General features: G+C 71.8%; 16 protein-coding genes. 12 read left to right on the top strand and 4 right to left on the bottom strand.

Annotated elements, in window-relative coordinates:
* Positions 1 to 53 precede the first annotated feature (53 nt).
* Together I5Q34_RS28455 and I5Q34_RS28450 are read left to right on the top strand one after the other, a co-directional pair.
* A complete protein-coding gene (locus I5Q34_RS28455; protein WP_199895317.1) occupies positions 54 to 2,402 on the top strand; it encodes an excinuclease ABC subunit UvrA in 2,349 nt (782 codons plus the stop codon).
* A gap of 216 nt (positions 2,403 to 2,618) precedes the next feature.
* Positions 2,619 to 3,425 carry a DUF4189 domain-containing protein gene (locus I5Q34_RS28450; protein ID WP_199895316.1) on the top strand — a complete coding sequence of 269 codons (807 nt, stop codon included), beginning with the start codon at positions 2,619 to 2,621 and terminating at the stop codon, positions 3,423 to 3,425.
* Between the two features lie 12 nt (positions 3,426 to 3,437).
* Here the strand turns inward: I5Q34_RS28450 and I5Q34_RS28445 are convergent, their stop codons facing one another.
* The 4 genes from I5Q34_RS28445 to I5Q34_RS28430 all read right to left on the bottom strand — a co-directional run bounded on the left by I5Q34_RS28445 (position 3,438) and on the right by I5Q34_RS28430 (position 5,912).
* Entirely contained in the window at positions 3,438 to 4,391 is a 954-nt protein-coding gene (locus I5Q34_RS28445) for an endonuclease/exonuclease/phosphatase family protein (protein ID WP_199895315.1), read from the bottom strand.
* A 24-nt stretch (positions 4,392 to 4,415) separates the two neighbouring features.
* A complete protein-coding gene (locus I5Q34_RS28440; RefSeq protein WP_277965567.1) occupies positions 4,416 to 4,796 on the bottom strand; it encodes a hypothetical protein in 381 nt (126 codons plus the stop codon).
* Between the two features lie 93 nt (positions 4,797 to 4,889).
* A complete protein-coding gene (locus tag I5Q34_RS36170) occupies positions 4,890 to 5,159 on the bottom strand; it encodes a hypothetical protein (RefSeq protein WP_374193080.1) in 270 nt (89 codons plus the stop codon).
* Between the two features lie 87 nt (positions 5,160 to 5,246).
* Complete coding sequence (locus tag I5Q34_RS28430; RefSeq protein WP_199895313.1) at positions 5,247 to 5,912, bottom strand: MerR family transcriptional regulator; 666 nt, start codon at positions 5,910 to 5,912, stop codon at positions 5,247 to 5,249.
* A 199-nt stretch (positions 5,913 to 6,111) separates the two neighbouring features.
* Between I5Q34_RS28430 and I5Q34_RS28425 the strand changes: the two genes are divergently transcribed.
* The 10 genes from I5Q34_RS28425 (at position 6,112) to I5Q34_RS28380 (ending at position 23,362) form a co-directional block, all read left to right on the top strand.
* Positions 6,112 to 7,419, top strand: coding sequence for a YhgE/Pip domain-containing protein (locus I5Q34_RS28425; protein WP_199895312.1), 1,308 nt, complete (start codon positions 6,112 to 6,114; stop codon positions 7,417 to 7,419).
* Positions 7,420 to 7,551: 132 nt separating this feature from the next.
* Positions 7,552 to 9,606 (top strand): transketolase, encoded by a 2,055-nt coding sequence (gene tkt, locus I5Q34_RS28420; RefSeq protein ID WP_199895311.1) that lies wholly within the window; start codon positions 7,552 to 7,554, stop codon positions 9,604 to 9,606.
* 84 nt (positions 9,607 to 9,690) lie between these two features.
* Positions 9,691 to 11,142, top strand: coding sequence for a glucose-6-phosphate dehydrogenase (gene zwf / locus I5Q34_RS28415; protein WP_199895310.1), 1,452 nt, complete (start codon positions 9,691 to 9,693; stop codon positions 11,140 to 11,142).
* Between the two features lie 8 nt (positions 11,143 to 11,150).
* Positions 11,151 to 11,750, top strand: a complete 600-nt coding sequence (locus I5Q34_RS28410; RefSeq protein ID WP_199895309.1) for a histidine phosphatase family protein — start codon at positions 11,151 to 11,153, stop codon at positions 11,748 to 11,750.
* Positions 11,751 to 11,909: 159 nt separating this feature from the next.
* On the top strand, positions 11,910 to 12,845 hold the full coding sequence (locus tag I5Q34_RS28405) for a CAP domain-containing protein (protein WP_199895308.1): 936 nt from the start codon (positions 11,910 to 11,912) through the stop codon (positions 12,843 to 12,845).
* A 143-nt stretch (positions 12,846 to 12,988) separates the two neighbouring features.
* Positions 12,989 to 16,276, top strand: a complete 3,288-nt coding sequence (locus tag I5Q34_RS28400) for a BTAD domain-containing putative transcriptional regulator (protein WP_199895307.1) — start codon at positions 12,989 to 12,991, stop codon at positions 16,274 to 16,276.
* Positions 16,277 to 16,404: 128 nt separating this feature from the next.
* Positions 16,405 to 21,429, top strand: a complete 5,025-nt coding sequence (locus tag I5Q34_RS28395) for a glycosyl hydrolase family 18 protein (RefSeq protein ID WP_199895306.1) — start codon at positions 16,405 to 16,407, stop codon at positions 21,427 to 21,429.
* Positions 21,430 to 21,562: 133 nt separating this feature from the next.
* Positions 21,563 to 22,012, top strand: a complete 450-nt coding sequence (locus I5Q34_RS28390) for a phenolic acid decarboxylase (protein WP_199895305.1) — start codon at positions 21,563 to 21,565, stop codon at positions 22,010 to 22,012.
* Between the two features lie 22 nt (positions 22,013 to 22,034).
* Positions 22,035 to 22,535: a MarR family winged helix-turn-helix transcriptional regulator gene (locus I5Q34_RS28385; RefSeq protein WP_277965566.1), complete on the top strand. Its 501-nt coding sequence runs from the start codon at positions 22,035 to 22,037 to the stop codon at positions 22,533 to 22,535.
* A complete protein-coding gene (locus tag I5Q34_RS28380; protein WP_199895304.1) occupies positions 22,532 to 23,362 on the top strand; it encodes an SDR family NAD(P)-dependent oxidoreductase in 831 nt (276 codons plus the stop codon). The genes I5Q34_RS28385 and I5Q34_RS28380 overlap by 4 nt, the downstream gene beginning before the upstream one ends.
* Positions 23,363 to 23,461 lie beyond the last annotated feature (99 nt).

The raw sequence follows: 23,461 nt of genomic DNA, 5'->3' as shown, positions 1-23,461 counted from the left end.
GCTCATATCCTCGACCGGACCAGTGAACAGCGTCGGAGCGCGAGGGAGACACGATGAGCACGGCCGACAGTCACGAGCTGATCCGCGTGCACGGCGCGCGCGTGAACAACCTCAAGGACGTCAGCGTCGAGATCCCCAAGCGTCGGCTGACGGTCTTCACCGGCGTCTCCGGCTCGGGCAAGAGCTCGCTGGTGTTCGACACGATCGCCGCGGAGTCGCAGCGGCTGATCAACGAGACCTACAGCGCCTTCGTGCAGGGCTTCATGCCGACACCGGCGCGGCCCGAGGTCGACGTGCTCGCAGGGCTCACCACCGCGATCGTCGTCGACCAGCAGCGGATGGGCGCCGATCCGCGTTCCACGGTCGGCACCGCCACGGACGCCAACGCGATGCTGCGCATCCTCTTCAGCCGGCTCGGGAAGCCGCACATCGGCCCGCCCAGCGCGTACTCCTTCAACACCGCCTCGGTCCGGGCGAGCGGCGCGATCACCGTCGAGCGCGGTGACAGGAAGACGGTGAAGGCGACGTACCGGCGGACCGGCGGCATGTGCACGCGATGCGAGGGCCGGGGCGCGGTCTCCGACATCGATCTGTCCCAGCTGTACGACGACGGCAAGTCGCTCAACGAGGGCGCGTTCACGATCCCCGGCTACACCGGGGGCGGCTGGAATTCCCGGCTCTACAGCGAATCGGGCTTCTTCGACCCGGACAAGCCGATCCGCGAGTTCACCGAGAAGGAGCTGCACGACCTCCTCCACCGCGAGCCGACCAGGATGAAGATCGCGGGCATCAACATGACCTACGAGGGACTGGTCCCGCGGGTCCGGAAGTCGATGCTCTCCAAGGACAAGGAGGCGATGCAGCCGCACATCCGGGCGTTCGTGGACCGGGCGGTCACGTTCACGACCTGCCCCGAGTGCGACGGGACCCGGCTCGGCGAGGCGGCCCGGTCGTCGAAGATCGAGGGGACCGGCATCGCCGACGCCTGCGCGATGGAGATCCGCGATCTGGCCGAGTGGGTCCGCGGTCTCGACGAGCCCTCGGTGAAGCCGCTGCTCGACGCGCTGCGGCACACCCTCGACTCGTTCACGGAGATCGGGCTCGGCTACCTCTCGCTCGACCGGCCGGCCGGCACGCTGTCGGGCGGCGAGGCGCAGCGCGTCAAGATGGTCCGCCACCTCGGGTCCGCGCTCACCGACGTCACCTACGTCTTCGACGAGCCGACCACCGGGCTGCACCCGCATGACATCCAGCGGATGAACGGCCTGCTGCTGCGGCTGCGGGACAAGGGCAACACGGTGCTCGTCGTGGAGCACAAGCCGGAGACGATCGCGATCGCCGACCACGTCGTCGACCTCGGCCCCGGCGCCGGTACGGCGGGCGGCACGGTCTGCTTCGAGGGCACCGTCGAGGGGCTGCGGGCCGGTGGCACCGTCACCGGCCGGCACTTCGACGACCGGGCCGCCGTCAAGGAGACGGTGCGCAGGCCCACCGGCAGGCTGGAGATCTGCGGGGCGACGACCCACAATCTGCGGGGCGTCGACGTCGACATCCCGCTCGGGGTGCTCTGCGTGGTCACCGGAGTGGCGGGCTCCGGCAAGAGCTCGCTCGTGCACGGGTCCCTCCCGGCCCCGGCGGGTGTGGTGTCGGTGGACCAGGCGCCGATCCGCGGCTCGCGCCGGAGCAACCCGGCGACGTACACCGGACTGCTCGACCCGATCCGCAAGGCGTTCGCGAAGGCCAACGGCGTGAAGCCGGCGCTGTTCAGCGCCAACTCCGAGGGCGCCTGCCCCGGGTGCAACGGCGCCGGCGTCGTCTACACCGACCTGGCGATGATGGCCGGTGTCGCCGTCACCTGCGAGGAGTGCGAGGGGAAGCGGTTCCAGGCGTCGGTGCTGGAGTACCGGCTCGGCGGGCGGGACATCAGCGAGGTGCTCGCGATGCCGGTGACCGAGGCCGAGGAGTTCTTCGGCGCGGGCGAGGCGCGCACGCCGGCCGCGCACAAGATCCTCGGCCGGCTGGCCGGCGTCGGGCTCGGCTACCTCAGCCTCGGCCAGCCGCTCACCACGCTGTCCGGCGGCGAGCGGCAGCGGCTCAAGCTGGCCACGCACACGGCCGACAAGGGCGGGGTCTACGTCCTCGACGAGCCGACCACCGGCCTGCACCTCGCGGACGTCGAGCAGTTGCTGGGCCTGCTCGACCGGCTCGTCGACTCCGGCAAGTCGGTCGTCGTCGTCGAGCACCACCAGGCGGTCATGGCGCACGCCGACTGGATCATCGACCTCGGCCCCGGCGCCGGACACGACGGCGGCCGGATCGTCTTCGAGGGCACTCCCGCCGACCTCGTCGCCGCCCGTTCCACCCTCACCGGGGAGCACCTCGCGGCCTACGTCGGCACCTGATCCGCTGCGCCGACTCCGCTGATACCACGTCACATCCCTATATGGATCGGGGAGTTCGTCTTCAGGTCACGGCCTGGTCGGCGCGCTGTTCGCCCGCAACCTCGCCGAGCCTCCGCCACCCCTGTGGCTCGCGCACGTGCTGGACTTCTCCCGGGAGACCTTCGACGACGACCGGGCCCTGCTGGTGGTCCGGCCCCGCACCGCGGCAGCGGAGCCATGAGTCCTCCTCCTGTCGACCACGCCTCCCTCGTCCTGGACCGCCGCCTCGGGCAGGGCGGCCAGGGCGCGGTCCACCGGGTGACCGACAGGAGGATCAACGAGGCCGACGGCGGCCGCCGTGACGGCGTCGAACGCCCCCGCCGCACCTCCGGCCGCGCCGCGCCCGGCCGGAGGGCCTCGGCCGTCGTCGCCTTCGCCGTCGTCCCCTCCGGCGGCTCCCGGCCCCGCTCCGGGGCACCGCCCATGGATCACGTCCCCGCCACGCCGGACGCGGTCCTCCAGGGTCCTCGCCGGTGCCCTCGCCGTGGTGGCCGCCCTGTTTCTCGTCGCGTTCCTCGTGCGCGGGAGCGGCTCGTCCGACGACGAGTCAGATGCCCTTCCCCGACCTCGTATTCGGCGACGCCGGGCCCTCCGGGCCGCACCTACGAGGAACCGGCCGCGCCGGAGCCGTCGGATGACGACACCCCCGCGTCCGATCCGGCCCCGCCCCCGCCACCCCCTCCACGGCCGGACTACTACGGCGCCATAGCCGTGGGGTACAACGGCGGCTACGGATCGTCCTGGGACTACGGCTCCGTGAACGCCGCCGACCGGGCGGCACTGAACAGGTGCTCCGATACGGGCTGCAGGGTCCTCACGCGGTTCGTCAACAGCTGCGGCGCCGTCGCGTACAACCCCGGCACCCGCTACTACTGGGGCGGCCAGGGCGCCACGGAGAGCGAGGCCAAGCGGGACGCCATTTCCCGTGCGGGCGGCGGGCGTTGGATCGCCTATGCCTGCACCACGCGGTACCGGTCTCCGTGAGCGGTCAAGCGGTCAGTACTTCAGCTCGGCGAGGACCGGCGCGTGGTCGGAGATCGGCTTGCCGCGGCGTTCGGCCGGGTCCTCGTTGACGTCCGGGAGGGGTTCCAGGGCGCCGGTGAAGACCTTTTGGACGCGGGGGAGGAGCCCGTGGCTCACCAGGATGTGGTCGATCAGTTCGGGCTGTCCCTCGAAGACGCGGGAGACCGGATCCTTCGCGATCAGAGGCGCCAGGTTCCACAGCCGCGCCTTGTCGCCCTTGTCCGGGCGGTCGAACCCGCCGGTTCCGATCTGGGAGCCGGGAGGGCCGTAGAGGATCTGGGTGGTGGCGGCGGTGGGGCCGTCGTTGAGGTCCCCCATGACGACCACGTCGTGCTTCTTCCCGTCGCCCTGCAGGAGCTCGTCGGCCAGGGACCGCAGGGCCACGGCCTCGGCGCCCCGCCGGAACAGCGCGTAGGCGTTGTAGCGGGCGCGTTCGCCCTCGTCGTGCGGTGTGTGGCGCTGGGGCGGCGGGGCCGGGAAGGTGAGGAGCTTCGACTTCAGGTGGCACACCGCGAGGTGGAGCGTGTGCCCGGCCGCCGGCTTCACCTTCACGGCCAGCAGGCCACGGCCCGTCGAATCGGACAGCGAGCCGTTGTCCTCGGTCTGCACCGAGCTCAGGGGCGGGGGCAGGACCTCGGTGTCCTTGACGACCGTCAGGGGCAGGCGGCTGAGGAATCCGACGAAGATGCCCCGGGGATCGGCGTGTTCGGAGTGCGCCGTGTGCCAGTCGCCGTCCAGCAGGCCGACCAGGTCGGCCAGGGCTTCGAGGTTGCCGATCTCCTGGATGCCGAGGAGGTCGGGGGACAGTCTGTTGATGGTCTTGGCGAGGCCCTTGATCTTGGCCTCGTACTCCGGCTTCGTCTTGGGGCCGAATCTCTCCCCGAAGCGGAACAGGTTCTCCAGGTTCCATGTGCCGATGACTGTCATATGGTCAGTCTCGGGGGCATTCGATCAAGCCGCCCGTCCGGTTGGACCGGCTGAGTGAGGCCGGACCATTTCCGGAAATGGTCCGGCCTCACTCAGCCGTGCCCGCCCGCCCGTCACACGAAGGCGCTGTACCCGGTGAGGGCCTTTCCGACGATGAGGGTGTTCGTTTCCCGGGAGCCCTCGAAGGAGTGGACGGCCTCGGCGTCGGCGTGGTGAACGCCTTGGCGAACGCGGCCTGTTCGGCGCTGTCCCGGCCGGCGGCGACCAGTGCTGGTCGAGGCGGACGACCATGCCGGACGTCGCGGTGATGTTGCCGGGCATCTTCACCAGGAGATCCTGGATCAGCTGGAACGAGCCGATGGGCCTGCCGAACTGCGCGCGGATGACGGCGTATTCGCGGGCCACCTCGTAGGCCCGTACCGAGATGCCCGGCGCCTGTCAGGCCACCACGCCAGGACGGCGGCGGTGTCGCGAAGCCGTCGATGCGCTGCGGACGGTTCACCTCCGGGGCCCGCCTCCAGCCGCTCCCGCAGCCGCGGGTGCAGGGCCGGCGCCACCCCCACGTACTCCGTCTGCCGCTCGGGCCCCAGGGCCCGGCGCAGTTGCCGGGGGATGTCGTCGAACCGGCCGAGGGCGTCCTTCGCGACGGGCAGCAGCGCCGCGCCGGCGCCGGTCATGGCCCACATGGTGCGCATCGCGGTCGAACAGCCGTTGGCCGGGCTCGCGCTCCAGGTCCCTTGTCCGCCGGCTCAACGGCGAGGTGGCCATGTGCAGTTGGCGTGCGGACCGGGAGAAGTCGAGGTCCTCGGCGACCGCCACGAAGCAGCGCGGATGGAAGATCTCCATCGGCGGACACTAACCGCGGGTGTCGGGCTCCTCGAAGGACGTCCGGCGGCGGACCTGGTCCTCCTGGGCGAGCCGCCGCAGGAGTTCGAGCAGCGGGCCGGAGAGGGCGAGGACCACGACCGCCTGCTCGGCCAGGGTGGAGGAGTCCTCGAAGGCGGCCGCGCGCTCCAGGTCCAGGCGGGCGATGGAGCGGGCGAGTTCCGCGTAGGCGACGAGCCGCTCCGGGCGGTAGTCCGCGTCGAGCCGGCGGAGCTCCTTCAGCGTGGTGGTCAGCCCCCGGATGTGCGGGGAGGCGTCCGGCACCTGCCAGTCCATGGCCTCGATCAGCCCGGCCACGTCCGCCTCCGCGGCCGATTCGGCATGCGCCTCCTCGTCCGCGTCCCCGGTCGGGGCCTGTGCGACGGGCACCGGCAGGGCGTAGCTGATGGCCTTGAGGGTGCCGTCGGTGCTGTTCGACCGGTCGACCGCCGTCAGGACGTCGCGGGTGGCGGCGATCGACAGTCCGCCCAGGGTGGTCAGCGCCTTGATCAGCCGGAGGCGCTGCGCGTGCTCCTCCCCGTACTCGGCCAGCGTGGCGGCCGTCGCCCGCCCGGCGGGCAGCAGGCCCTCCCTGCGGAAGTACTTGATGCTGGCGACCGGTACGCCGGTTCTGCGGCTGAGCTCCGAGATCTTCATGCAGCTTCCTGTCGGTGGTGCGGCCGGGCGCGGGCGGTCGTGAGGGGGCGTCGTGATCGGACGTCGTGATCGGACGTTGTGATTGGACACCCCAGCTCGATACTGTCACTATCTAGCACTGGATACTTTCAATATCTAGTTGCTCAAAGTGACAACGGCGTCACCTGCCCTCGCTCGCAGTCATCGCACCGGAGTATGCATGCCTTCCCCTCAGCCCTCCTCCGCGCTCCGCAGCCCGCGGCTGTGGATCGGCTCGGGCCTCATCCTCGCGGTGGTCTCCACCGTGTTCGCCCTGCTCTACGTGGGCGGCAACGTCAACCCCAAGGGCAACCTGCGCGACCTGCCCGTCGCGCTGGTCAACAGCGACAAGGGCGCCGTCGTCGCCAAGGGCAAGCGCCTCAACGCCGGTGACCAGGTCGTCTCCGGGATCAAGAAGTCCGCGGAGGGCAACGACAGCTTCGACTGGCAGGTCCTCAGCCGCGAGGAGGCCGACGAGCGGCTCGGCAAGGGCAAGCTCTTCGGCGCGCTCGTCGTGCCGGAGAACTTCACCGCCACGCTGGCGGGGCTGACCAGCCCGCAGCAGACGCAGGCCGCCCGGCCGACGATCACCGTCCTCACCAACCAGTCGGCCGGCAGCTTCGGTTCGTCCATGGCGAGCACGGCGACCCAGAAGGCGGCCCACGCCGCCTCCGCCCAGCTCGGCAAGGACCTCCTCAAGCAGGCGAACGCCCAGGGCGCCAAGCTCCCCCCGGCCGCCAAGCTGATGCTCGCCGACCCGGTGAACGTGCAGGTCGCCGACGGACACCCGCTCGGCACCCACAGCGCCATGGGGCTGAGCGCCTTCTACTACGCCCTGGTCCTGATCGTCTGCGGCATGCTCGGCGCCAACGCGATCGTCTCCCAGGTCGACACCTTCCTCGGCTACGTGCACACCGACTTCGGGCCCTTCCGCCAGCGCATGCCCCTGCGGCACACGAGCCGGGTGCGCACCCTGGCCATCGACTCCGTGCTCATGCTCGGCCTCTCCGTGGTCATGGGCTCCCTGGTCGAGCTCGCCACGGTCGGCATCCTCGGCATGGACGCCTCCCACCTCGGCCTGCTGTGGCTCTTCTCCGTGGCCACCGTCGCCGTCGTCGGCATCGGCGCCCTCGCGCTGCTCAGGGCCTTCGGCACCCCCGGCATGCTGCTCTCGACCATCGTCTTCGTCGCCATGGCCGTTCCCTCCTCGGGCTCGACCGTGCCGCTGGAGGCGCTGCCCGGCTTCTTCCGCTGGCTCTCGGAGTTCGAGCCGCTGCGGCAGATCACCGGCGGTCTGCGCTCGATCCTCTACTACGGCGCCCAGGGCGACGCGGGCCTGACCCGCGCCTGGGTCTCCATGGGCATCGCCCTGGCCGTCGCCGTCGTCTTCGGCTTCGGCATCACCCGCCTCTACGACCGCAAGGGCCTGCACCGTGCCCAGCGCCCGGAGGAATCCGCCGACGCGGAGCCTGCGCCCGCGGCCGCCTGAGCCAGGACTGAACGACCGGAAGCGCCCACTCCCCGCGGGGAGCGGGCGCTTTTCGTTCATCCGGGATGCATCCCCGTGCCCCCCGGCGTCTACTGGAAGGGTCCGTCTTCCTACGAGAGTCCGGGGACGCCCATGGCCGAGCTGGACACCCTTGCCGTCAATACCATCCGCGGCCTGTGCATGGACGCCGTCGAGCAGGCGGAGTCCGGGCATCCGGGTACGCCGATGGGGATCGCGCCCGTCGCCTATACGCTGTGGCAGAAGTTCCTGCGGTTCGACCCGAGCGATCCGATCTGGCCCAACCGGGACCGTTTCGTGCTCTCCGAGGGGCACGCCTCGACGCTGTTGTGGTCGCTGCTGCACCTGACGGGGGTGCGGGCGGTCGATCCGGACTACGAGGTGCTGGGGCGGCCGGCGGTGACGCTGGACGACCTGAAGACGTTCCGGCAGCTGGACTCGCGGTGCCCGGGGCACCCGGAGTACCGGTGGACCAGTGGCGTCGAGACGACGACCGGGCCGCTCGGCCAGGGCGTCGCCACGTCCGTCGGGATGGCCATGGCCGGCCGCTGGCTGGCCGCGCGCTACAACCAGCCGGGCTTCACCCTCTTCGACTTCGACGTCTACGCGCTCGCCGGCGACGGCTGCATGATGGAGGGCGTCGCCTCGGAGGCCGCCTCGCTGGCCGGGCACCACCGACTGGCCAATCTGTGCTGGATCTACGACTCCAACCGGATCACCATCGAGGGCCACACCGACATCACCTTCACCGAGGACGTCGCCGCCCGCTTCCTGGCGTACGGCTGGAACGTGACGACCGTCGCCGACGCCAACGACCTGGACGCCGTCGCGCGCGCCTTCCACACCTTCCGGGCCGAGACCGAACGCCCCACCCTGATCGTGGTGCACAGCCACATCGGCTACGGCTCGCCCGTCGAGGACTCGGCCGAGGCGCACGGTTCGCCGCTGGGCGCCGACGGCGTGCGGGCGGCCAAGCGGTTCTTCGGCATGCCGGAGGACCGGTACTTCCACGTGCCGGACGGCGTCCGGGAGCACTTCGCGCAGGGCATCGGCGCCCGGGGCGCGGAGCTGCGCGCCGCCTGGGAGCGGCTCTTCGAGGGCTACCGCGCCGCCTGGCCCGCCCCGGCGAAGGAGACCGAGCGCATCCAGCGCCGCGAACTGCCCGACGGCTGGGACGAGTTGATCCCCGACTTCCCGCCCGACCCCAAGGGGCTCGCCACCCGCGACTCCTCCGGCAAGGTGCTCAACGCCCTCGCGCAGCGCCTGCCCTGGCTCGTCGGCGGCTCGGCCGACCTCGCGCCGTCCACCAAGACCCTGCTGACGTTCGCCGACGCCCGGTCCTTCCAGCCGGACAGCCCCGCCGGGCGCAACCTCCATCTGGGCGTCCGCGAACACGCGTCGGCGGCCGTCGCCAACGGCATGGCGCTGGTCAAGCTGCGCCCGTACTGGTCCGGCTTCCTGATCTTCTCCGACTACGCCAAGGCGGCCATCAGGCTCTCGGCGCTGATGGAGATCCCCACCGTCCACATCTTCACCCACGACTCCATCGGCGTCGGCGAGGACGGCCCCACCCACCAGCCCGTCGAACAGCTCGCCGGGCTGCGGGCGATGCCCGGGCTGCTGGTCTTCCGGCCCGCCGACGCGGGCGAGGTCGTGGAGACCTGGCGGGCCGTCGCGCGGCTGCACCACGAACCCGCCGCCCTCGTCCTGTCCCGGCAGAAGCTCCCCACCCTCGACCGCTCCGCGCTCGGCCCCGCCTCGGGCGTCGCGCACGGCGCCTACGTCCTGGCCGACGCGCCCGCCGGGCAGCCGCAGGTGATCCTGCTCGCCACCGGGTCCGAGGTCCATCTGGCCCTGTCCGCCCGGGAGGAGCTGGCCGCCGACGGCATCGGGGCCCGGGTGGTCAGCATGCCGTGCTGGGAGCTGTTCGACCGCCAGCCCCGGGAGTACCGCGACCAGGTCCTGCCGCCCGCGGTGAAGGCCCGGGTGGGCGTCGAGCAGGCGTCGACGTTCGGCTGGGACCGCTACGTCGGCGACCACGGCACCGTCATCGGCATGAACACCTACGGCGCCTCGGCCCCGCTGAAGCAACTGCTCAAGCGGTTCGGCTTCACCCCGGAGCGGGTGGCGCGGGCCGCGCGCGAACTGGTGGCGGCCACGTCGTCATGAGAGGCCACGTCGCCGCGAGAGGCCATGCCGCCGTGAGAGGCCACGTCTCGTCGTGAGAGGCCGCGCCGAGGGCAAGGAGTGACCATGACCAGTTCCTCCCGCACCGCCGGGAAGCACGGCCCGCGCCCCGAGGACCACGTCGTCGTCCTCTTCGGCGCCACCGGCGACCTCGCCAGGCGCAAGCTCCTCCCGGGCCTCTTCCACCTGGCCCGCGCCGGGCTCATGCCCGCCGGCTACCGCGTCATCGGCTCGGCGCCCGCCGCCGGCGCGCTCAGCACCGAGGAGTTCCGCAAGCACGCCCGCGAGGCCGTCGCCGAGTTCGGCACGTCCAAGCCGGAGGGCCCGGCCTGGGACGAGTTCGAGCGGGTGCTGTCCTTCGGGGCCGCGGACCCCGGCGACACCGGGCCGCTCGCCGCCGCCGTCCGCGAGGCCGAACAGGCCCTCGGCGGCCGCCCCCGGCGCCTGTTCCACCTCGCCGTACCGCCCAAGGCGTTCCCCTCCGTCGTCGCCGAACTCGGCTCGTCCGGACTGGCCGAGGGCGGCCGCATCATCGTGGAGAAGCCCTTCGGCACCGATCTGCCCACGGCCCGCGCCCTCGACGAGACCATCCACGCCGTCTTCGACGAGTCCCGGGTCTTCCGCATCGACCACTTCCTCGGCAAGGAGTCCGTCGACAACATCCTCGCCCTCCGCTTCGCCAACGGCCTCTTCGAACCCGTCTGGAACCGCGACCACATCAGCCACGTCCAGATCGACGTGCCGGAGCGCCTCACCATCGAGGGCCGGGCCGGATTCTTCGAAGGGACCGGCACCTTCCGGGACATGGTGGTGACCCACCTCTTCCAGATCCTCGGCTTCGTCGCGATGGAGCCGCCCGCCGCCCTCACCGCCCGCGCCCTGCGCACCGAGAAGGACAAGGTCTTCCTGAGCATGCGGCCCCTGGACCCGCGGCACGCCGTCCGGGGGCAGTACGAGGGGTACCGCGCCGAGCCGGGCGTCGACCCGCGCTCCGACACCGAGACCTTCGTCGCCCTGCGCGTGGACATCGACAACTGGCGCTGGGCCGGCGTCCCCTTCTACCTCCGCTCCGGCAAGGCCCTGGCCGAGGGACGGCACGTGGTGACGCTCGGCTTCCGCGAACCGGCGCTGCGCATGTTCCCGGACGAGGTGGCCGAGGACACCACCAACGAGCTGGTCATCGACTTCGACGACCCCGGCAGCATCGCCGTCCGCTTCCTGGCCAAGGAGCCGGGGCCCGAGATGACGCTCGGCGACGCCCGCATGGTCTTCGCCTACTCCGACTGCTTCAACACCGCCCACGCGCTGGAGGGTTACGAACGCCTCATCCTCGACGCGATGCTGGGCGACCAGTCGCTGTTCACCAGCTCCGACGGGATCGAGCGCCTGTGGGAGGCGTCCGGGCCGCTGCTGGAGAACCCGCCGCCGGCCGAGCCGTACGCCCGGGGGGCCTGGGGTCCCGACAGCGTCCACCGGCTCATCGAGCCGTACCGGTGGCACCTGCCGGAGGGCGGGTGACGGCCGGCATGGGTGACATCCTGCTGATCCGCCACGGCGAGACCGAATGGAGCCGCGCTGGCCGGCACACCGGCCGCACCGACGTGCCGCTCACCGACGAGGGCGAACGCCAGGCCCGCTCGCTGGCCCCCGCGCTCGCCGCCCGGCGCATCACCCACGTCCTGTGCAGCCCGCTGCAACGGGCCGTCAGAACCGCCGAGTTGAGCCTGCCGCCCGGCCGCGGCGTCGTCCTCGAACCCGGGCTCATGGAGTGGGACTACGGCGCCTACGAGGGCATGACCACCCCCGAGATCCAGCAGGTGCGCCCCGGCTGGGACCTGTGGCGCGACGGCGTCCCCACCGGCGGCACCGCACGCCCCGGCGAGACCCTCGCCCGGCTCGGCGAACGCTGCGACACCGTCCTCGCCCGCGCCGACGCCGCGCTCCACGACACCGGCGGTGACGTCGCGCTCTTCGCCCACGGCCACGTCCTGCGCGCCCTGACCGCCCGCCGCCTCGGCCGCCCGCCGGCGGACGGCGCCCTCTACCGGCTGGACACCGGGACGCTGTCGGTCCTCGGCACCGAGCACGGGCGGCCGGTGATCACCGGGTGGAACATTCCGCCCTGATCCCGCCTGATCCACCCTGATCCGGCCCGATCCGGCTCGACCCGCCCTGATGCGGTCGACCCCGGTCGACGGATCGTCAATCGGACGTTGACCGAGCGTTGATCACCCGTTCCTAACCTCCTCGAGGCAGTCACCCCCCGAGGAAGAGGAACGGGTCCGATGAAGACGTCGACCAAGCCGACCACCAAGAAGTCGCTGAAGAAGTCGCACATATGGGGCACCCTGGCCCTGGCCGCGCTCGGCGTCGCCGCCATGCCGGCACCGGCGCAGGCGGCCGCGCAGGCCGGTCAGCTCGTCGGCCTCGCCGGCAAGTGCCTGGACGTCCGCGGCGGCGTCCGGGACAACGGCACCCCGGTGCAGCTCTACGGCTGCAACGGCACGGAGTCCCAGAGATGGATGTACGTCGAGCAGCCCGGTGAGATCGGCGCCACGATGACCGCGTTCGGCAAATGCCTGGACGTCGCGTCGAGCGGCACCGCCGACCGCACTCCCGTCCAGCTGTGGGACTGCAACGGCTCGGGCGCCCAGAAGTGGGTCCGTTACCAGGGCGATGTCCTGGTCAACCCGCAGTCCAACAAGTGCCTCGACGTCCGGGACGGCAACGTCAACGACGGCACCCCGGTGCAGATCTACAGCTGCAACTACACCGCCTCCCAGGTCTGGAAGTTCTCCGACGGCGGCGAGCAGAACCCGAACCCGAACCCGGACTCCAAGTCGCTGCAGCGCCAGGTCTTCGACCTCGTCAACGACTACCGCGCACAGCACGGCAAGGCGCGGCTCCAGTACGACCCGGTCGTCGAGCGCGCCGCCCAGGACGAGGCCGACGAGCAGGCCCGACGCCAGCAGCAGGGCCACTGGCTCGACCTGGGGAACTCGCTGCGCAAGCACGGCTACCCCCGGCCCGCCTACGCCACCGGCGAGAACGCGGCGGGTGCCCGCGGCTTCTGGAAGGACGCCCGGTCGGTGGTCGACGCCTGGATCCAGGAGCCGTCCCACGAGCGGATCATGCTGGACGACAAGTACAAGTACACCGGCGTCGGCGTCACGATCGACTCCAACGGCAACTACTGGTGGGCGCAGGACTTCGTCGGCTGACGGACGTCCGTTATGCATGGACTCGACCCGGAGCGCCCCCAACGCCGACGGATGGGTTGACGATCTCTATCCGGGTCGTTTTCATAAGCGCGTACGAAAATGGGTTGGTTTCGGCGCGCGGAGGTACGCGGCAGGTGGGCGATGTGGGGGGCCTCCGTTTCTCGGTGCTCGGCCCGATGCTGGGCCGGGACGGGGATACCGCGCTGCCGCTGGGCAGCAGACAGCAGCAGGCGACGCTCGCCGTCCTGCTGCTGCGCTCCGGCCGGACGGTGACGGCGGCGGATCTGGTGGACGCGCTCTGGGGGGAGGAGCCGCCCAGGGCGGCCGTCGCCACGATCCGCACGTACGTGTCGCGGCTGCGCAAGGTGCTGCACCGCGACCCGGCCGCGCCCGTGCTGGACTCGCTCGGCGACGGCTACCGGCTCCGGCTGCCCGACGACGCCGTCGACGCGGCGCGCGCCGAGGCGCTGGCGGCCCGGGCCGGCCGGGCGAAGGCCGAGGGGCGGCCCGAGGAGGCCCGCGAACTGCTGGCCGGCGCGCTCGCCCTGTGGCGGGGCGAGCCCCTGGCCGGCCTGCCCGGCCCGTTCGCCGAACGGCAGCGCCAGTGCTTCACCGAGCTGCGGCTCGCCGTCCTGGAGGAGCGCCTCGCCCTCGACCTGGACCTGGGCGGATCGATCGGCTGCGTACCGGAGCTCACCGCGCTCACCGACGAACACCCGCTGCGCGAGGGCCCGTACGCGCTCCTGATGCGCGCCCTGTGCCAGGCCGGGCGGCGGGCGGACGCGCTCGGCGTCTACCGCCGGGCCCGCCGGCTGTTCGTGGACGAACTCGGCGTCGAGCCCGGACCCCGGCTCGCCGCCCTCCACCGGCGCGTGCTGGACGGCGACCCCGGACTCCTGACACCGCACCCGGCCGCCGCGCCGGCGGTACGGGCGGGCACGCCCGCCCCGGCGTCCCCCTTCGTCGGCCGGCAGGCCGAACTGGCCGCGCTGGAGGCCCTCGCCGCGGCCCCCGCCGGGACGACGCGGCTGGCCCTGGTCGGGGGAGAGCCCGGCGCGGGCAAGACCGCGCTGCTCCAGCGGCTGCGCGAACGGCTCGCCGGACGCGGCTGGCGCGGCGTCCGGGGCCGCTGCCCGGAGAGCGACGGCGCACCCGCCGCGTGGCCGTGGACGGAACTGCTGCGCGAGCTCGCCGCCCTGGGACACGAGCCGCCCCCGGGCATCGCTCCCTTGCTGGACCCGGCCCTCCCCGTCGGCACGGCCTGCTCCCGCTTCCGGCTCCACGACGCCGTGGCCCGGCACCTGGCCGGGGCGGCCGCCGCCGGCCCCCTGCTGGTCCTGCTCGACGACCTGCACCGGGCGGACGAGGAGACCCTCGCCCTGCTGGGACACCTCGTCGAGCGGACCGCCGGCGCCCCGCTGATGGTCGTCGCCGCCTATCGGACCACCGAACAGAGCGCCGCGTTAGGGGACTCGCTGGGACGCCTGGCCCGCAGCCACCCCCTCTGGACCGAGCTCGGCGGCCTCGGCGACAACGATGTCGCCGCGCTGGTCCGGCACGACGCGCCGGAGGCCGACGACGCCACCGTGCGCGCCGTCGCCGAACGGACGGCGGGCAACGCGTTCTTCGTCCGCGAAACCGCCCGGCTGATGGGCGACATGGGCGCCCCGGCGGCCCTCGGCCGCATCCCCGCCGGAGTGGACGCGGTGATCAGGGGCCGGCTGGCGCGGCTCCCGGAGGGCGCGCGGAACCTGCTCCGGCAGGCGACCGTCCTCGGCCGGGAGGCCGACCTGGACGTCCTCGCGGCCATGGCCGGTGACGACCCCGCGGCGGTCGCCGCCGCCGCGGAGGCCGGGCTGGCGGAGGGGCTGCTCGTCGAGGAGACGGCCGGGCGGGTGCGGTTCGCCCACATGCTCGTCCGCGACGCCCTCTACGACGGGATCCCGCTGCTGCGCCGGGCGCAGTGGCACGCGCGGGCGGGCGAGGCCGTGCTGCGGGTGCGTCCGGAGCAAGTGAGCCTGCTCGCCCACCACTTCCTCTCCGCGGGCGACCGCGCCACCGCCTCCCGCGCCGCCACGTACGCCCGGGCCGCGGCCGAGCAGGCGCAGCGGCGCTTCGCCCACCGCGAGGCCGTCCGCCTGTGGCGGGCCGCGCTGGAGGCGCACGACCGCTCCGGCTCCGCCGACGGACGGGGGCGGCTGGAGCTGGTGATGGGCATGGTCCGGGCGCTGGCCCTGGCCGGGGACGTGGTGGCCGCGCGGGAACAGCGGGGCGCGGCCGTGGAGGCGGCCGAGCGGTTCGGCGACCCGGAGTTCACGGCGGACGTCCTCGCGGCCTTCGACGTGCCCACGGTGTGGACCAACCGCCGCTACGCCGCCCGCGACACGCAGATCGTCGCCACGGCCGAGCGGGTGCTCGGCGACCTTCCCGCCGGTGCCGCGACGTCCCGCTGCCAGGCGCTCACCACCCTGGCGCTGGAGCTCGACGGCGCCCAGGACGAGCGGGGGCTGCTGGCCGCCCGCCGGGCCGAGGCGGCCGCCCGCGAGCTGGCCGAACCGGTGCTGCTCGCCCAGGCGTTGCACGCCCGGCACGCGCACACCTTCCGGCGGGCGGGCCTGGCCTCCGAACGCGTCCGCATCGGACAGGAGATCGTCGCGCTCGGCGTCCGCCACGAGCTGGCGCCGGTGGAGGTGTTCGGCCACCTGATCCTCTGCCAGGCGCACGCCGCGCTGGCCGAGCCGACGATCGCCGACGCGCACGCCGCGGCGGTGGAGCGCCTGTCCGACCGCTATGAACTTCCCTTGCCCGCAACGTTGTTGTCCTGGTACCGCGCCATGCGGCTGTCGATCGACGGCCGTACGGACGAGGCGGACGCCGCGTACCTCCGGGTCACGGAGGGCCTCGACGGCACGTGGATGTGGGGCATCGAGCGGGATCTGCTGCACTTCGCCCGCTTCTGCCTGCGGGCCGCCGGTCACGGCTCGCTCCTCGACCTCGCGGGCGAGGCGCAGGACCAGTACGACCGCTGGGGCCCCATCTACGCCCGCGGCCAGGCGCTGATGCTGCTGGCGGACGGCCGTGCCTCCGAGGCGCGTGCGGTGGCGGCCGCGGCGCGTCCTCTCCCGCGTGACTACCTCCTGGAGGCCCGTCTGGGCCTGGCCGCCGTTCTCGCCGTCGAGCTCGGCGACCGTGAGATGGCGTCCTCGGTCTACCGCCAACTCCTCCCCGCGGCGGACGGCTTGGCCGGTGCGGGCAGCGGTGTCGTCACGCTGGGCCCGGTGGCCCACCATCTGGGTGCCCTGGCCCATCTTCTGGACCGTCCGCGCGCGGCCGCCGACCATTACCGCCGTGCGCGGGCGGTGGCGGAGCGGGCAGGGGCGCGGCATTGGGCGGAGGCGGCGGGGAGGGGGCTGGTTGCGGTGGGCGGGTGAGTGCCCTGGCCCCCGGTCCGTCACGTCCGCCCGGCTCGGCGGCACCGTTCATCGGCTGTTGATGCGGCGGCCCTAGCGTTCACGTGACCCGTATGAGGTCAGTGATGCGAAGTGAAGGTGCATGTGAAATGGGATCTCTCTCCACGCGGCCGCGTGGATCATGGTGGACGCGGGGGCTGGCCATGGGCCTGGCTCTGCTGCTCGCGTTCGTTTCGTTGTCCGAGCTCGCTCCCCGTGCCGCCCGTGCCGCGGACGAGGTGAGCGAGGACGGGCTGTATGCCGACCGGTACCGGCAGTTCATCGATGAGGTCCGGCGGAACGTCACCCTTCCCCTCATCGATCACCAGGACGCGCCCGAGCACGAAGTGACCGCGGCCCAGGAGGACGACCGGAGACTTGTAGAAGTTCCGCTCACCCTGCTGGAGCGGCTGGATCCGAATGTACCCGACAGGCCGGAACCGGCACGGCTGTTGATCCAGCGGAGCGATCTGTACATCGTGGGCTTCGTCGTTCCCCGGGCGGGCGATCAGCCGGAGCGGAGGTTCTACTTCCGCGGGGTGAGGGACCGGCCGACGAACCCTAGAGACTACGTCGACATCGGATACAACGACCGGTACAAGCAGGGTCTGGGGGACCCGAATCGGGTGCGGGTGGACCGCGAGAACCTTGAGGCGGCAGCGGCGGCGCTGCGCAATGCCGATCGTTCGCATGGAGGCCACGACGATCTGAAGGACTACCTCACGCTGCTGGCGGTGGCCGTGGCCGAGGCGGCCCGGTTCGAACCCATCCGCCTGGCTGTCGTCGACCACCTCAGACGCGGCACCCCCTGGGCCGCGGCTGATCGGATATGGCCCGACGACAGGAACGTGAGGATGCAGGACACCACCTACGGGTGGCTTGTCAACCACTGGGACGATCTGAGCGCGCTGGCCCGTAGGTGGATGGAGACCGATCGCGCCGATCTCAACACCGAATGGCGAGATGGCATCCCCCCGGAGTGGAGGTCACAAGAGGGAGATGACGAGGAGACCAGGCGACGAGCCGTTCTCACCGCCGGACGGCTCTTGAGCATTCTCGCGGTCGTCCGCTATCCCCGTGGGATGGGAGTGCCCGGCTGCAGGGTCCCCCGGTCGACGGTCGGCGAACCGGCGGACAACTGCACTGCCAAGCCGATCGACGCGGCGGTCTCCGTCAACGACCACGGCAGCGTCTTGCTCTTCAAGGGCCCGAACTACCAGCGGCTCGGTGAGGCCACCGTGACGACCGGCGGCAAGAAACTTGCCTCGTGGGGGCTGACCGGGGGACCGGACGCGGTGCGGAGCATCTACAAGGACGTTCCGGCGTTGCGGGGGACGGTGTTCGCCAACGGCATCGACGCCGCGATCCGGCTTCCCGGCACCCCGCGCGAACTGCTGCTCTTCCGCGGCAATCAGTACCTCCGTCTCTCGCTGGACAAAGAGGCCGCGAACCAGGGGTTGCTGGGCGGCACCGTCGCCACCGGCCCGATGAAGATCTCCGACGCGTTCCGCCCGCTCGGCGGGACCGTCTTCGCGGACGGCTTCGACACTGCGGTCGCCGTCGAGGGGAACAACGCCTACTTCTTCAAGGGGGACCAGTACGCCCTGGTCCGCATCGACATCGACGGGACCGGGGACAAGATCGTCAACGGCCCGAAGAAGATCGCCGACAACTGGTCGGTCCTGCGCGACACCTGCTCCAACAAGGAGGCGGCGCCGAGCAGTGAGGGACTCTGTTCCGGTCTGCACGCGGCGTTCTACGCTCCCGTGCCCGGTACCCTGCTGGACCGGACCACTGGAGGTGACGATGGCGATCCCCCGGACCCGATCATGGGGACAGTGTTCATCAAGAACGGCGCCTACGTCACTATGAAGGTCAATCCCGGCACGGTGGACGACGAGAGCCTCGACGCCTCCGGCCAGATCGACACAGACTGGGGCGACGTAGGGCGGTCGATCTTCTCCGCGGGGGACGGCGCCATCCTCATCCCCACCAACATGCGCCGTCCGCCCAAGGAGCTCCCCTCCGGACAGTTCGAGGGCCTGGCGGGCAAGTGTCTGGACGTGCGGGGAGGTTCCCGGGATCCCGGCACTCCGGTCCAGCTCTACGACTGCAACGGCAGCGAGGCCCAGGACTGGACGCTGCCCGGCGACGGAACCGTCCGGGCGCTGGACCTCTGCCTGGACGCGGACCAATCGGGCAAGGACTACGGCACCAAGGTGCAACTGTGGGGCTGCAACGGCAGCGGGGCCCAGAAATGGACCCGCACCGACGCCCACGAGCTGAAGAACGACAACGCCGATCTGTGCCTGGACGTACCCGGCTCCGTGCCCGACGACGAGCGGCAGTTGCAACTCTGGGGCTGCAACGGGAGTGACGCCCAGAAGTGGGTGCTCAAGGCACTGGCGGGCCAGGACAAGCCCAAGAACGGCGACGCCGGCGACCCCTTCGACGACTCCGCCGACGACCGCGGCACCAAACCCGCCGCCTCCGGCGACTGCCGCCCCGAGGGCATGACCCCGACCAAGGGCGTATCGGCCCGCTACTGCGACGTCTACGACGGCGCGGGCCGCGAGTGGGTCGGCAACGACCGCACCCGGCGCGTCGTCGGGTACTTCACCGGATGGCGGGCCGGGACGAACGGCGATCCCAAGTACCTCGCCTCCAACATCCCCTGGTCGAAGGTGAGCCACATCAACTACGCCTTCGCCCGCGTCGACGACGACCGTATCTCCATCGGTGACCCGGGTGATGCGAAGAACCCGGCCACCGGCATGACCTGGGACGGCGCGAAGAACGCCATGGACCCGTCGCTCCCGTACAAGGGGCACTTCAACCTGCTCAACACCTACAAGAAGAAGCACCCGGCCGTGAAGACGCTGATCTCCGTCGGCGGCTGGGCGGACACGCGGAACTTCTACGCCATGACCACCAACGGCGACGGCTCGGTGAACCAGGCCGGCATCGACCGGTTCGCCGGCTCCGTGACGGAGTTCCTGGACCGGTACGGGTTCAACGGCGTCGACATCGACTACGAGTACCCGACCGCCCTGCCCAACACGGGCAACCCCAAGGACTGGGACGTCTCCAACCCCCGCCGCAAGGGGCTTCAGGAGGGTTACAACGCGTTGATGAGGACGCTGCGCGAGAAGCTGGACAAGGCCGGGGCGGACAAGGGGCGTTACTACCTGCTCACCTCCGCCGGGTCCTCGTCCGGCTACCTGGTGCGCGGCCTCGACGCCGGACAGGCGCTCCAGTACCAGGACTTCGTCAACGTGATGACGTACGACCTGCACGGCTCGTGGAACAAGTTCGTCGGCCCGCAGGCGCCGCTGTACGACGACGGGAGGGACAACGAGCTGGCCGACGCCGGCGTCTACGACGACAAGGGGGCGAACACCAAGGACTTCCAGAAGCACGGCTACTTCAACGTCGACTGGGCGTACCACTACTATCGCGGCGCCCTCCCGCCCGGCCGCATCAACCTCGGCATCCCGTACTACTCCCGGGGCTGGCGCGACGTGCAGGGCGGCTCGGACGGGCTGTGGGGGACCGCGGCGATGCCGGACCAGTCCAAGTGCCCGGAGGGCACCGGGGGCCGGGGGCCCGCCAACGCGCAGTCCTGCGGCCTGGGCGCGGTCGGGATCGACAACGTCTGGCACGACACCGAGGACGGCCGGGAGGTCGGCGCCGGGTCCAACCCGCTGTGGCACACCAAGAACCTGCAGGGAGGGATCGCCCCCGGGTATCTGGAGTCCTTCGGGGTCAAGGACGGGAAGCTGACCGGCACTTACGCCGAGAAGTACTCGGACGCGCTCGAAGCGCCGTGGCTGTGGAACGACGCGAAGAAGGTGTTCCTCTCCACGGAGAACGAGCGGTCCGTCGACGCCAAGGCGAAGTACATCGCGGACAGGGGCATCGGCGGCGCGATGGTGTGGGAACTCGCCGGTGACTACGCCAAGCGTTCCAACGGCGAGTGGGGCATGGGCTACGACCTCACCACCCGCCTGGACAACGCCTTCAAGGGCGCGGGCGCGTACGGCAACGCCAAGGCCGGGGGACGGGCGCAGCCGCGGGAGGTGATCGACGTCAAGGCGGAGCTGGTGGACTTCCCCACCGGGAAGGACGACTTCTACCCGGTGCAGCCCAAGCTGCGGATCACCAACGACAGCAAGATGCCCCTCGGCCGCGGGACGAAGATCTCGTTCGACATCCCGACCTCGACCCCGCCGGTCGTCAAGGACAACGACTACAAGGAGATCAAGGGGCTCACCCCCGGCCACACCGGCCCCAACGCCGGTGGTCTGAAGGGGGACTTCCACCGGCTCACGATCGAGCTCGGCCACTGCGAGGACCTGCCGCCGGGCAAGTACCGGGACATCGACCTCAAGTACTACCTGCCCGTCACCGGCCCCGCGAACGTCACGTTCAAGATCGGCGACAAGGAGTTCGGCAGCACGGGCGACCGGCGCCGCGAGACCGCCGTCGTCGATCCGCCGGCCCCCGCCTCCGGGGACCGCTGCCAGGCGGCCGATTACGTGAAGGGCCAGGTCTACCGGCCCGACGGCGGACGGCTGTGGCGGATGTACGACAAGGGGGACAAGGGCTGGATGTTCGAGTACGGCGACAGCCCCTCGGGCCGTCCCATGATGATCGACAACAACCCCGACCAGTCCCGGATCCACCTGGTGGAGCTGGGTGAGTCCAACCCCAACCAGTACTGGAGGATCCGGCCCGCCGGAGAGGGCCTTTACACGGTCGGCAGCGGCGACCGCTGCATGACCGTGACCGGCTCCCGCGAGGACGTCGCCTCGACCGGCTGCGACGGGCGCGCCGAACAGAAGTGGAAGCTCGTCCCGATCGCCGGCGACGGCGGGGAGGGAGCCCCCGGCGGACCGAAGCACAACGGGCTGTTCAAGCTCCGCTCCGCCGCCGGCGACCACGACGTCGAGGTGGCCAACGGAGCCACGGAGCGGGAGACGCGCATCATCACGGGCGACCGGGCCGCCTCGACGGCCGCGTTCGTGAAGCACGACGGCTGGTACTGGTACGCCCAGTGGTACACCACCGTCGCCCCGGGGCAGGCCGAGTCCAACGGCGGCAAGCCGTGGAAGAAGCTCGGGCCCGCCGCGTAGCGAGCAGGACGGACACCGTGGCCCGGCGGAGCGATGGCAGCTCCGCCGGGCCCTTTTCGACGCTTAGGTTGACGTGTCAACCATCGACTTCGTAGGGTCATGGTTGACACGTCAACCTCACGGGAGGCCCCCCATGACCCGTTTCCCCCGCAAGCCCGCCGCCCGCCTCGGCGCCGCCGCGCTGCTCTCCGTGACCGTCCTCGGCCTGAGCCCGGCCGTCGCCCAGGCCGCCGACTGCCTGCCGGGCAGGGCCGCCACCCGGCAGGCCCCGCCGCGGTTCGCCGACCGGACCCTGGAGATCTCCTACGACAACGGCTTCCGCTTCGAGCTCGACTTCGACGGCGCCCGGACCGCCCACTGGAAGGTCCTCGCCGGCCAGGACCCCGCCGAGGGCACCGTCGAGGTCGCCCACCGCGAACTGGCCCCCGGCGTCTACCGGCTGAAGTGGACCGAGGCCGACGGCACCACCGTCGAGCAGGTCCAGGACTGGCGGAACCGCACGGTCCGTGCCGTGATCCAATTCGAGCAGGACGGCAAGAAGCAGCGACTGGATCTCAAGGGCACCTTCATGACCGGGTGCTGAAGCCGTTCATTAAGGTGCTTCCGTGAGCGAGAAGCAGTGGCTGGACCGGGACGAACGGCGGGCGTGGCGCGGATACGTCGCCATGAGCGAGATGCTCGAGGCGCGGCTCGGCCAGGACCTGCGCAGGGCCGGGCTGTCGAGCGCCGACTACACCGTCCTCGTCCTGCTCTCGGAAGCACCGGAACGGCGGCTCGGCCTGGGCGAGTTGGGCGTCGAGGCCCAGTGGTCCAAGAGCCGGGTCTCGCACCAGATCCGCCGCATGCAGGAGCGCGGGCTCGTCGAGCGCACGGGCGACGCGGCCGACCCGCGCCGCGCCCGGGCCGTGCTGACCGGCCGGGGGGCCGAGGCCCTGCGCGCCGCGGCCCCCCTGCACGTGGCCGGGGTGCGCCGCTACTTCCTGGACCACCTCACACGCGAACAACAGGCCCAGCTCGTCGAGATCGCCCGCAGCGTCCTGCCGCACCTTGGCCCGGCGCCGCTGCCGCCGGAGCTGCGGGAACACCATGGAGGGGAAGAAGCATGACCGAACAGGATCAGCGCACCTACATCGTCACCGGCGGCGGAACCGGCATCGGGGCCGCCACCGCCCGGCTGCTCCGCGCCGCCGGGCACCACGTCGTCGTCTCCGGACGGCGGGCCGAGCCGCTGCGGAGCCTGGCCGAGGAGACGGGCGCCCTGGCCCACCCGTCCGACGCCGGCGACCCGGGGGCCGTCCAGGAGCTGGTGGACGCGGCCGTGGCCGCGTACGGACGGATCGACGGGCTCGTGCTCAACGCGGGCATCGGCCGCAGCGGAGCTGTGGGCGAGCTGTCCGTCGAGGTCTGGGAGGAGGTCATGCGGACCAACGTCACCGGACCCTTCCTGCTGCAACGCGCCGCCCTGCCGCACCTGTTGGAGTCGCGCGGCGCCGTCGTCGCGGTCGCCTCCGTGTCCGCGCTGCGCAACGGCCGGGGGAACGCCGCCTACGCGACGTCCAAGGCCGCCCTCCTCCAGCTCTGCCGCTCCCTCGCCGTCGACTACGGGGCGCGCGGGCTGCGGGCGAACGTCGTGTGCCCCAGCTGGGTACGCACCGAGATGGCCGACGGACGCATGGCGCGCTTCGCCGCGGCGGAGGGGCTGGGGGAGGGGGACGAGGGGCTCGACGCGGCGTACCGGGAGGCCACCAGGCTGACCCCGGCGGCCCGGGCGGGAGCCCCGGAGGAGGTCGCCGAGGCGGTGTCGTGGCTGCTCTCACCTGCCGCGTCGTACGTCAACGGGGCGGTGCTCACCGTCGACGGCGGGGTGACGGCGCTCGACCCGGGGACCGCGGCGTTCGATTTCCGCGTCGAGCCGAGGACGGCCCGGCCGTAGACTTTTCCGCATGGACGGGCAGGACTCGGCCGATCGTTCCCGCAGTGTCGAGGAGGCCGTCGCCGTGCTGAAGGCCGTGGCCGACCCGACGCGTTTCCG

Origin of the sequence: Streptomyces sp. AV19, from assembly GCF_015999245.1 — a bacterium.
In the GTDB taxonomy this organism is placed as follows: Bacteria; Actinomycetota; Actinomycetes; order Streptomycetales; family Streptomycetaceae; genus Streptomyces.
Note: the sequence above shows the minus strand (reverse complement) of the source record. Positions and strands in the feature narration are given on the sequence as shown.